This window comes from Fusobacterium sp., from assembly GCF_029258315.1.
Classification (GTDB): Bacteria; Fusobacteriota; Fusobacteriia; order Fusobacteriales; family Fusobacteriaceae; genus Fusobacterium_B.
In genome coordinates this window covers 1-10,300 of the sequence record NZ_JARHZE010000002.1, presented here as the reverse complement: position 1 = coordinate 10,300, position 10,300 = coordinate 1, and the positions used below count along the sequence as shown (strand labels likewise).

At 28.8% G+C, this 10,300-nt stretch carries 10 protein-coding genes and 1 pseudogene; 1 reads left to right on the top strand and 10 read right to left on the bottom strand.

Going from position 1 to position 10,300, the window contains the following annotated elements; all coding sequences use genetic code 11:
• The 7 genes from rlmD to pnp form a co-directional block, all read right to left on the bottom strand.
• Positions 1-1,285 (bottom strand): 23S rRNA (uracil(1939)-C(5))-methyltransferase RlmD (gene rlmD / locus Q1J48_RS00080; RefSeq protein ID WP_300360507.1); only part of this gene is annotated, 1,285 nt, incomplete at its 3' end.
• Positions 1,285-1,557 (bottom strand): hypothetical protein, encoded by a 273-nt coding sequence (locus tag Q1J48_RS00075; protein ID WP_300328299.1) that lies wholly within the window; start codon positions 1,555-1,557, stop codon positions 1,285-1,287. The genes rlmD and Q1J48_RS00075, both read right to left, overlap by 1 nt.
• 14 nt (positions 1,558-1,571) lie before the next feature.
• Entirely contained in the window at positions 1,572-2,510 is a 939-nt protein-coding gene (gene rsmH / locus Q1J48_RS00070) for a 16S rRNA (cytosine(1402)-N(4))-methyltransferase RsmH (RefSeq protein WP_498040955.1), read from the bottom strand.
• Positions 2,511-2,610: 100 nt separating this feature from the next.
• On the bottom strand, positions 2,611-2,871 hold the full coding sequence (locus Q1J48_RS00065) for a YggT family protein (RefSeq protein ID WP_300328303.1): 261 nt from the start codon (positions 2,869-2,871) through the stop codon (positions 2,611-2,613).
• Positions 2,872-2,884: 13 nt separating this feature from the next.
• Positions 2,885-3,433: a CDP-diacylglycerol--glycerol-3-phosphate 3-phosphatidyltransferase gene (pgsA, locus tag Q1J48_RS00060; RefSeq protein ID WP_300328306.1), complete on the bottom strand. Its 549-nt coding sequence runs from the start codon at positions 3,431-3,433 to the stop codon at positions 2,885-2,887.
• Positions 3,434-3,445: 12 nt separating this feature from the next.
• Positions 3,446-4,777: a 30S ribosomal protein S12 methylthiotransferase RimO gene (gene rimO / locus Q1J48_RS00055; protein WP_300328308.1), complete on the bottom strand. Its 1,332-nt coding sequence runs from the start codon at positions 4,775-4,777 to the stop codon at positions 3,446-3,448.
• Between the two features lie 14 nt (positions 4,778-4,791).
• Entirely contained in the window at positions 4,792-6,915 is a 2,124-nt protein-coding gene (gene pnp, locus Q1J48_RS00050; protein WP_300360506.1) for a polyribonucleotide nucleotidyltransferase, read from the bottom strand.
• A 275-nt stretch (positions 6,916-7,190) separates the two neighbouring features.
• On the opposite strand from pnp, the gene Q1J48_RS00045 reads away from it, so the two are divergent.
• Entirely contained in the window at positions 7,191-7,691 is a 501-nt protein-coding gene (locus tag Q1J48_RS00045; protein ID WP_300360505.1) for a GNAT family N-acetyltransferase, read from the top strand.
• Between the two features lie 67 nt (positions 7,692-7,758).
• Here the strand turns inward: Q1J48_RS00045 and Q1J48_RS00040 are convergent, their stop codons facing one another.
• The 3 genes and pseudogenes from Q1J48_RS00040 to Q1J48_RS00030 all read right to left on the bottom strand — a co-directional run.
• Positions 7,759-9,285, bottom strand: coding sequence for a SpoIID/LytB domain-containing protein (locus Q1J48_RS00040; protein WP_300360503.1), 1,527 nt, complete (start codon positions 9,283-9,285; stop codon positions 7,759-7,761).
• 10 nt (positions 9,286-9,295) lie between these two features.
• Positions 9,296-10,033: a 3-deoxy-manno-octulosonate cytidylyltransferase gene (gene kdsB, locus Q1J48_RS00035; protein ID WP_300360501.1), complete on the bottom strand. Its 738-nt coding sequence runs from the start codon at positions 10,031-10,033 to the stop codon at positions 9,296-9,298.
• A gap of 58 nt (positions 10,034-10,091) precedes the next feature.
• Positions 10,092-10,300, bottom strand: a pseudogene (locus Q1J48_RS00030) (NAD-dependent protein deacylase); the annotation flags it as partial.

The following is a 10,300-nucleotide window of genomic DNA, read 5'->3' as shown; positions in this document are numbered from 1 at the left end:
TATATCCCTCTTCTAAAAGAATCTTTGTATCTCTTGCAAAGGTAGATGGGTTACAAGATATATATACCAACTCATTTATCTTATGACTTGTAAGTCCTCTTAAAGTTGATTCCTCTATCCCTTTTCTTGGAGGATCAAATATTATAGAATCCACTCTATTTCCATTATCCATTAAAGTTTTAATCTCTTTATTTACATCTCCGATTATAAACTCCATATTATTTATTCCATTTTCTTTAGAAGTTTTTATTCCGTCTTCAACAGCAGATTTTACTATTTCAATAGAGTAAATCTTATTGGCTTTTTTAGATAAAATCATCCCTATTGTACCAGTTCCAGAAAAAGCATCTATTATATATTTATCTTCTATATTATCAAAATAGCTTATTCCAATATTGTATAATTTTTTTGTCTGATCTAAATTTATTTGGAAAAATGAGCTTGGAGAAATATTAAATTTTATTCCCTCAATCTCTTCCAATATTGTTTTTTGTCCAAAAAGATGAACCATAGTTTTTCCAAGAGCAAAATTTGTTTTTTCTGTGTTTAATGAAACATAAACAGATTTTATCTCATCCATTTGGTTATATAATTCTAATAAAAATTTTTCTATCTCTTTGGAAACTTTTTTAAGATTTACAACAAGAACTACCATAGCCTCATTTTTAGAGTTCGTTCTTGTCATTATATGTCTTAAAATTCCTCTGTGTTGAATCTCATTATAAACAGATATATTTTTATCTCTATTTAAAATTTCCTTAGCCTTATTTATAACTTTATTGCTAAGCTCAGAGCTAAGCATATTCTCTTTTACTTGAAATACATTGTGACTTCTCTTTTCAAACATTCCTGTTATTATCTCTTTATTTTTTCCATAAGCAAATGGCTCTATCACTTTATTTCTATAATTATATATTTTTTCAGAACCAACAATAGGTAAAATCTCTATATCTTTTACCCCACCTATTTTTTCCATAACATCTTTTACTAACAGTTCTTTATATTTTAATTGAGCGTCGTAGTTAAGCATTCCAAAATCACAACCGTGGAAATCTTCAAAGCTTACTCTTTCTTTATCTATTCTCTCCTCTCCACCCTTTAAAAGCTTTGTTATTATTCCTCTAGCATAACTCTTCTTTTTAGAGATTATCTCTATCTCAACTTTATCTCCAGGAACAGACATAGGAACAAAAATTGCAAAATCATTATAATATCCTAGTCCCTCCCCTCCATAAACTATTTTTTCTATATTTAATTCTATTTTTTCTCCTATTGATACAGGCATTACTCCTCCGTTTCTTTCTCAGTAGAAAAATAATTAATATCTGTTGTAATTTCCATTTTTTTCTTTTCATTCATCTCTTTTTCAAAAGATTTTAAATCAATTTTTTGTTCGTACTTCATTTTTATCATAGAAAGTTCTTTTTCTGCATCTTCAGCATATCTTTTTTCTACATATATTTCTCTCTCAATTATAGAAATTTTTATCAATAATTTATTATGAAAAATCATAATTGCAATTACCAATAAAATTATTACACCTAAAATCTTTTTCATTTTTTACCTCTTTATTAGATTTTTTCCACTAATCTAAGTTTTGCAGAGTGAGCTCTATTATTGTATACTAATTCATTTTCACCAGCACAGATTGGCTTTTTAGTTAAAACTTTCACCTGTGGTTTCTTACCACAAATACAAACTGGTAATTCTGGTGGACAAGTGCAACCTTTTTCTAGTTCTCTAAATTTATTTTTTACTATTCTATCCTCTAATGAGTGGAATGTTATTATTGCAAGTCTTCCACCTTTTTTTAGACATTTAACAGCTTTTTCTATTGCTATTTCTAAAACTTCCAACTCTCTATTTACCTCTATTCTTATAGCTTGGAATGTTTTTTTAGCTGGATGCTTTTGAGTTTTTCCTGTATAAGCTCTTCTGATTATATTAACAAGTTCCCCTGTTGTTTCTATTTTTTTCTTATCTCTCTCTTCACAGATAAATCTAGCTATTTTTCTAGCAAATTTTTCCTCTCCATACTCATAAATTATCTTTGATAATTTTTCTTCTGGATAATCATTTACAACTTCATATGCTGATAAAGGACTACTTTTATCCATTCTCATATCAAGTCTTGTATCAAATCTATATGAAAATCCTCTCGTTTCATCATCTAATTGTGTAGATGAAACCCCTATATCCATTAATATCCCATCAACTTCATATTTTCCAGCCATATAAAGTACAGAATCTAAATTTTGAAAGTTATCCTTATACACCTTCCATCTTGATTTATATGGTTCTAATCTTTTTGAAGCAAATTTTATAGCTTGCTCGTCTTGGTCTATTGAAATTACCATCCCTTTGTCAGAGATATTTTTTAATATTCCTTCTGAATGTCCTCCTCCACCAAGAGTACAATCTAAATAAACTCCATTTTTATCAGTTATCAAATTCTCTATTGTTTCATAATATAAAACTGGAATATGATATTCACTAAATGTATTTTCTATATTTTCCATTCTTTTTCCTTTCCTTCTATTTTCTTTATCACTATTATAACATAGATAAAAAAAATAGAGAAGATTATCTCTATTTTTTCTTTTTTATATTTTAGAAAAGTAACATTATTGCTAATTTTCTTATTAGGTTTAAAACGAAATATGCAAGAATAGGAGAAATATCTATTCTGCTATATCCTAATGGTAAAAGCATTCTAAAAGGCTTTAACATCGGCTCAGTTATTGAGTAAACAGCCTCTGTAAAATCATTTCTTGTAGTAGGAGCTACCCAAGAAAGAACAACTCTTATTACAATAACAATTTTAAGAATTTCTATAACTAAATTAATAATTTTAAATATAATTGATTCCATTTTTTTCCCTTCTTTAATTTCCTTCTAAGAAATAATGTTTTGTTATATTTATATATTCAATACCAGACCATATAGTTAATATAACAGGGATAATCATTAAATATGAGTTTAAATTAAATACTGTTGGATACTGTTTTCCAAATAAAATCAAAATCATAATGACTATCATTTGAGAAGTTGTTTTATATTTACCTAGTTTATTTGCTGCCACAACTTCACCTTTTGCTGCTACAACTATTCTTATACCACTGATTAAAAATTCTCTAAAAATAACAACTATTGACATCCAAGATGGAATATATCTTAGATAAACCATAACAACCAATGCTGATATAACTAAAACTTTATCAGCTAGTGGATCCATAACCTTTCCAAAATCAGTTATTAAATTGTGCTTCCGTGCCAAATATCCATCAAAGAAATCTGTAATTGATGCCACTGCAAATAGAGCTAGAGCCACTAATCTATAAACTAATCCTCCCTCTATAGAATTTTCTAAAAAATAAATAAATGGTACAGCTAATACTAATCTTGCAATTGTTAACTTATTAGGTAAATTCATTTTCTCCCCCTATTATTCCTCTTCTATTGGTCCTATGAAATCATATTGAAAATTCTGTTCTAATTTTACTTTTACAATATCTCCTACTTTTGCAGTTCCATCACTTGTTAATACTTTTCCGTCGATCTCTAATGCTTGTGATCTCATTCTTCCTTCTAGCATATACTCACTTTCATTAGATACTCCATCAATGATAACATCAACAGTCTGACCTACAAATCTTTCATTTTTTCTTTCAACTATCTCTCCCTGAATATTTAAAAGTTCACTCCATCTTTGTTCTTTTATCTCTTCAGGTACTTGATCAGGAAGATCATATGCCACTGTATCCTCTTCTCTTGAGTATTTGAAAACCCCTACATAATCAAATTCAAATTCTTTTATAAATTCCTTTAACTCTTCAAAGTTTTCTTCTGTTTCTCCAGGGAATCCAACTATTACAGTTGTTCTTATTGTTGCATCTGGAATTGCTCCTCTTATTCTTCCTAATATACTTCTTATATAGTCTCCATTTTTTGCTCTAGCCATTTGCTGTAACATTTTGTCAGAGATATGTTGGATAGGCACATCAAAGTAATTACAAATTTTTGGTTCATTTTTTATAACTTCTATTAACTCATCAGTTATTGAATTTGGATACATATAGTAAAGTCTTATCCACTCTATTCCCTCTACTTTTACAAGTTCTTTTAAAAGTTCAGGTAGCATTCTTTTTCCATATATATCTTTTCCATATTCTGTAATCTCTTGAGCTAAAAGATTTAATTCAACAACACCATCTTTTGCTAAATTTTCAGCTTCAACAATTATATCTTCAATTGTTCTACTTCTTAGTTCACCTCTTAAAAAAGGAATTATGCAATAAGTACATCTTTTGTCACAACCTTCAGATATTTTTAAATAAGCACTGTGTGGATAGTTTGTTAACATTCTAGGTGTTTTAGATGTAGGTAAGAAGTCTAAACTTCCTACCTTTATCTCTTTTTTATCATTCATTATACTGTCTACTACTTCACCTATCTTATCAACATCACCAGTTCCAACAACTGCATCTATCTCAGGTATTTCTTTTATAAGTTCCTCTTTATATCTTTCAGAAAGGCATCCACAAACAACTAATTTTTTTAAATGTCCAGATTTTTTATAGTCTGACATCTCTAAAATAGTTTGTATCGACTCTTCTTTAGCATCATTTATAAATGCACAAGTATTTACAATTATTAAATCCGCCTCTTCTACATCTTCTACTAATTCTAATTTTTTTTCTTTTACTAATATCCCTAGCATATTTTCACTATCAACAGTGTTTTTACTACAACCAAGGCTTATTAATCCTAATTTCATTAATTATTGACTCCTTACTTTGTTAAATCTAATAAAACTTTTTTTCTACTTAAGCTGATTTTTCCACCTTCGTTAGAAATAACTTTTACGTCAAATGTATCTCCTTCTTTTAATACATCCTCAACATTTGCTACTCTTTCAGTTGAAATTTCTGATACATGTAAAAGTCCTTCTTTTCCTGGAAGTATTTCCATAAATGCTCCAAATTTAGCTATCTTTACAACTTTTCCTCTGTAAACTTCTCCAACTTCAACATCTTTTACATGGTAATTAATAAGTCTTACTGTTTTTTCTAATGCTTCTAAGTCAGCACAGAAGATAGAAACTTTTCCATCGTCTTCGATGTCAACTAATGCACCTGTTTCATCTATTATTTTCTTAATATTTTTTCCACCAGGTCCGATTAATGCTCCTATCTTATCTACATCTATTTGCATTTTTTGGATTCTTGGTGCATTTGGTGCAAGTTCCTCTCTAGGAGCAGAGATTGCAGCATTCATAACTCCTAATATTTCTATTCTAGCTTTGTGAGCTTGATTTAAAGCTATTCTCATTATTTCTTCAGTGATTCCTGTTATTTTTATATCCATTTGAAGAGCTGTAATTCCAGATTTTGTTCCAGCAACTTTAAAGTCCATATCTCCTAAGTGATCCTCAAGCCCCATTATATCTGTAAGTACTGTAAACTCTTCTCCCTCTTTTACAAGTCCCATTGCTATTCCTGCAACGTGTTCTTTAATAGGTACTCCTGCATCCATAAGTGCAAGTGATCCACCACAAATTGATGCTTGTGAAGATGACCCGTTTGATTCAGTTATATCAGATACAACTCTTATTGTATATGGGAATACATCTTCAGATGGAATTACATATGATAAAGCTCTTTCAGCTAAAGATCCGTGTCCTAACTCTCTTCTTCCAGGTGCTCCATTTCTTCCAATTTCTCCTACTGAATAAGATGGGAAGTTATAATGTAAATAGAATCTTTTATAGAACTCTTCATCTAATGTATCTATTAATTGCTCATTTGCTTTTGATCCAAGAGTTGTTGTAACTAAAGCTTGAGTTTCTCCTCTTGTAAACATTGCTGATCCATGAGGCATTGGTAAAGTTCCAACCTCTGCATATAAAGGTCTTATCTCATCAGTTTTTCTTCCATCAACTCTGTGTTTATGGTAAAGGATAGCATCTCTTACTAATTTTTTCATAAGTCCATCGTAGTAACTATCAAATTCTGCCATTACATCTTCTGGTAGTTCTTCTTCTGGAACTTCTGGATAATTTTCATTTACAAAAGCTTCTGTTAACTCTTCTTTTAGAGCATCTACTGCATCTTGTCTAGCTTGTTTTCCTGTTGTTAATACAGCAGCTTTTAATCTCTCTTCCCCATTTGTATCTATGAAATTTTTAACTACTGGATTTGGTTCTTCCTTAACAAACTCTATTTTTTCTTTTCCTATTAATTTTGTAAACTCTTCTTGGAATTCACAAATCTTTTTAATATTTTCATGTCCAAACATTATTGCTTTTAACATAGTTTCTTCATCCATCTCAGCTGCTCCAGCCTCAACCATGTTAACTGCTTCTTTTGTTCCAGCAACTTTTAAGTTTAAATCGCTCTCTTCTAATTGTGCTGGAGTTGGGTTTAATATAAACTCTCCATTTTTATCTCTTCCTACTATTACAGAAGAAACAGGTCCTAAGAATGGAATATCAGATATCATAAGTGCTGCTGATGATCCGATTGCACATAGATAGTCTGGTGTATTTTCTCCATCATAAGAGAATATAGTATCTACAATTTGTACCTCGTAGTTAAATCCATCTGGGAACATTGGTCTTATTGGTCTATCTGTTAATCTTGAGATTAAAGTTGCATCTACTGATGGTCTTGATTCTCTTTTGTTGAATCCTCCAGGGAATTTTCCTGCTGCATAAAATTTCTCAATATAGTCAACTGTTAATGGGAAAAAGTCAGATCCTGCTCTTCCTTCTTTACTTCTATTTACAGTACATAACATTACTGTATCTCCATATTGAAGCATAACTGCACCATTTGATTGTCTAGCAAATTTTCCAGTTGAAAGAGATAGTGTTCTTCCACCGATTTCTAATTCTAATCTTGTTTCGTTAAACATTAATTTCCTCCTAATTTTTTTATTTATTTGTCTTTTTATTTTTCCTAAGAAGAAACTAGTATATCTCTGTAAATAATAAGGGAGCAAAAATAAATATTTTATCTTTTCCCTCTTACTACTTACTTAAAATAATCTCCTCTTTAAGACAAATATTATCATAATAGTATAACATTTTTAAGGGAAAAAATCAACGGGATTTAAAATTGATTTTTTTTAGAAAATATGTTACTATAAAACGAAATTTATTAAAAAATTATATGATTAGAAGGATGAAAATGGAAATTAAAATTGCTAATAAAAATAATATAAAATCTATTTTAGAAATTATTAATCAAGCAAAACTTTATATGAAAGAGATAAATTTAAATCAGTGGGATGAAACTTATCCAAATACTCAGACTATCTCTTATGATATAGAAAATGATATAAATTATATTTTAGTGGACAATGAAAAAATTATTGGAACCTTTGTTTTAATTTTTGGTGAAGATGAAACCTATAAAAATATAGAGGGTAGTTGGAAAACAAACTCCTCTTATGGAACTTTGCATAGGGTTGCTATCCATAATGATTACAAAGGAAAAAACTTAGCCAAACTTATTTTGGATTTTTCAATGGAAAAAGCCCTTGAAAAAAATATTCACTCTCTTAGAATAGATACACATCAAAAAAATCTTTCTATGAAAAGATTTATAGAAAAATCTAATTTTGATTACTGTGGTATTATCTATGTAAGTGATGGTACTCCTAGAATCGCTTTTGAAAAAACTTTTTAATTTAGTAAAAGAAAAAAAGCTAGACAAATTTTTGATTTAAAATCATTAATTTGAATAGCTTTTTATTTTACCATACTGTATTCGCTGAAGCTCCCATTCCACTACTTGTTGAATAATAAATAGCATCTATTGGTTGATCATTATATAACATTACCTGTCCATAAGTTTTCTTTACAGCCTCTCTCGTTTCTGGATTTTCATTTGTATTGTTATATACTTGAGAAAGTGTACTGTCTAAAACATGGTAACCTTGATTTCTATATTTTTTCTTTAGATAATCATTTAAAGCATAGGTTCTAGCTGCTACTGCTTGAACTTTTAGAGCCTCTATTCCAAAACTTCTTGGCATCTCACTAGGAACAACCTGTAATAAATAATCTTCTATAAATACCTCATTTATTAAATTTACACAACTTGGATTTTGTGGAGAAACTCTTACTTCCAAACTTCCTCTATAAGTTGGAGTAGAAGTATGCCCTCTTCTGATTGTAGTTATCATAAATTTATTATTTGCACTTCTTAAAGTAACTTTTTCTTGAGTTGTTGCCCTCTTAGTTCCATTCACATAAATTTCTAATTTTCCAGAATGAGGTAATATTTTTACCTTATCATTTTTATCTAATTTTATATTAAACCAACTATTTTTTAATTCTGATTTAGCTAAAATATTAATTCCCACATTTTGATGATTAGTGCTTAGCATATTATTAGTAGTCAAACCAACTCTTATAAATTTACTAGCATTTGGCAGAGAATACATATTTTTTAATTTTACATTTTTATAATAAAATCCTAAAACATCCTCATAATCTTTTCCATAATTTTTTGTTAAATCACAAGCACCAAATTGGCTCATACCAGCCCCATGTCCAAATCCTCCACCATAAAATGTGAAGTGATCTCCTCTTCTTTCTATTGCAAAGAATCCTGATGGTAATAAACTAGCATTAACTTTTTTTATCTTATAATTTTCTCCATATTTTGCAAATTTTATATCTGTGTCTATTCCTGTATTATACTTTGAAAGTCCTAAAACTTTTCTTATTGTATATTCGCCTTTTACCAAATATTCTCCATTACTTCCTTTTATAAGAAGATAAGTTACTACTCCAGAATTTCCTCTCTCTAAAATTACTATATCTCTTAGTTTTCCAATAGGATTATTTGGTATAGATTTTTTTATCCATCTTCTATTCTCTAATGTGTAGATATAAGAAGATCCTGAACTTTTTAAAGTTTTATTTATAGACTTTGAATATGCTGAAGAATCTATTGTATAAGTCCATCTCCAGTAATCAGATATACTTCCATACCCTTGAACATTTAGATCCTTATAAAATCTTAAAAAATCATTTTCCCCTCTTCCTACAAATTTTCCACTTCTTATATGGCTTGTATCATCTAAATAAGGTGTATTATTTTTTATTCTAGTTTCTGGTGCATTATACCCATATCTTGAAAAATATGATATTCTTCCTTTTTGATATTCTCCTTGATAAAAATTTGTATTAGTTGTCGGTTGAGAATTACTACAACCATTTAATATAAAAATTGTTAAACTTAATAAAATTCCTAATAAGTATTTTTTTAACATTCTTTCTCCTCTATAAAATAACTTTATTTTCTTTTATAAATTCTCTAACTCTCTCTAATTCTTGAGCTGTATCAACACCTATTATTTTATGAGGAGTTTCTAAAACTTTTATCTTATATCCATTTTCTAAAACTCTTAACTGTTCCAAAGATTCTGAAACTTCCAATGGTGTTTGTTCCCACTTAGAATATTCTATTACAAACTCTCTTTTATATCCATAGATTCCAACATGTTTATAATAAATATCTTTATTCTCTTTTCTTGGATATGGTATCACTGATCTTGAGAAATAAATAGCATAATCATTTTTATCTGTTATAACTTTTACACTATTTGGATTTTCTATATCCTCTATTGAATCTAATTTATATTTTAAAGTTCCCATTTTTAAATCAGGCTCTTTTTTGAAAGCATCTATAAGAGAATTTATCATATCAACCTCTATTAATGGCTCATCTCCTTGAACATTTATAATTACATCATAGTCCTTTATTTTTTCACAAACTTCTGCAATTCTACTTGTACCATTTGGATGATCCTCTCTAGTCATAACAACTTTTCCACCAAATCTTATAACCTCATCATATATTCTTTGATCATCAGTAGCCACAACAACATCATCTAAATTTGATTTTTTTACTCTCTTATAAACCCATTCTATCATTGTATGCCCGCAAATATCTTTAAGTGGTTTTCCCTCTAATCTACTTGAACCATAACGAGCTGGTATAACTCCTAGAAACTTCATATTTTTTATCTCCTTTTTATTTTTTATAAATTGTATCATATTTTTATTTTTTATAATATTATTTTTTATTTAAAATTTTTAAAACTTCTTCCATCGTTTTTGCAAATCCTGTTCTTATTACTAAATTTGCCATTCCGTCTTGAGAAGTTTCTGTTTCATTTATTATTACTAAGTTTTCTCCTTTAAAATAATTTATATAGTAAGCAGCTGGATAAACAGTAAGACTTGTTCCTACTATTATTAAAGTATCAGCTTTTTTTATCTCTT

Excerpts from the sequence above, each read along its gene's own strand:
- Q1J48_RS00045 (WP_300360505.1), top strand. The coding sequence starts at position 7,191 with ATGGAAATTAAAATTGCTAATAAAAATAATATAAAATCTATTTTAGAA.
- Q1J48_RS00075 (WP_300328299.1), bottom strand. The coding sequence starts at position 1,557 with ATGAAAAAGATTTTAGGTGTAATAATTTTATTGGTAATTGCAATTATG.
- pgsA (WP_300328306.1), bottom strand. The coding sequence starts at position 3,433 with ATGAATTTACCTAATAAGTTAACAATTGCAAGATTAGTATTAGCTGTA.
- Q1J48_RS00065 (WP_300328303.1), bottom strand. The coding sequence starts at position 2,871 with ATGGAATCAATTATATTTAAAATTATTAATTTAGTTATAGAAATTCTT.
- kdsB (WP_300360501.1), bottom strand. The coding sequence starts at position 10,033 with ATGAAGTTTCTAGGAGTTATACCAGCTCGTTATGGTTCAAGTAGATTA.
- Q1J48_RS00040 (WP_300360503.1), bottom strand. The coding sequence starts at position 9,285 with ATGTTAAAAAAATACTTATTAGGAATTTTATTAAGTTTAACAATTTTT.
- rimO (WP_300328308.1), bottom strand. The coding sequence starts at position 4,777 with ATGAAATTAGGATTAATAAGCCTTGGTTGTAGTAAAAACACTGTTGAT.
- pnp (WP_300360506.1), bottom strand. The coding sequence starts at position 6,915 with ATGTTTAACGAAACAAGATTAGAATTAGAAATCGGTGGAAGAACACTA.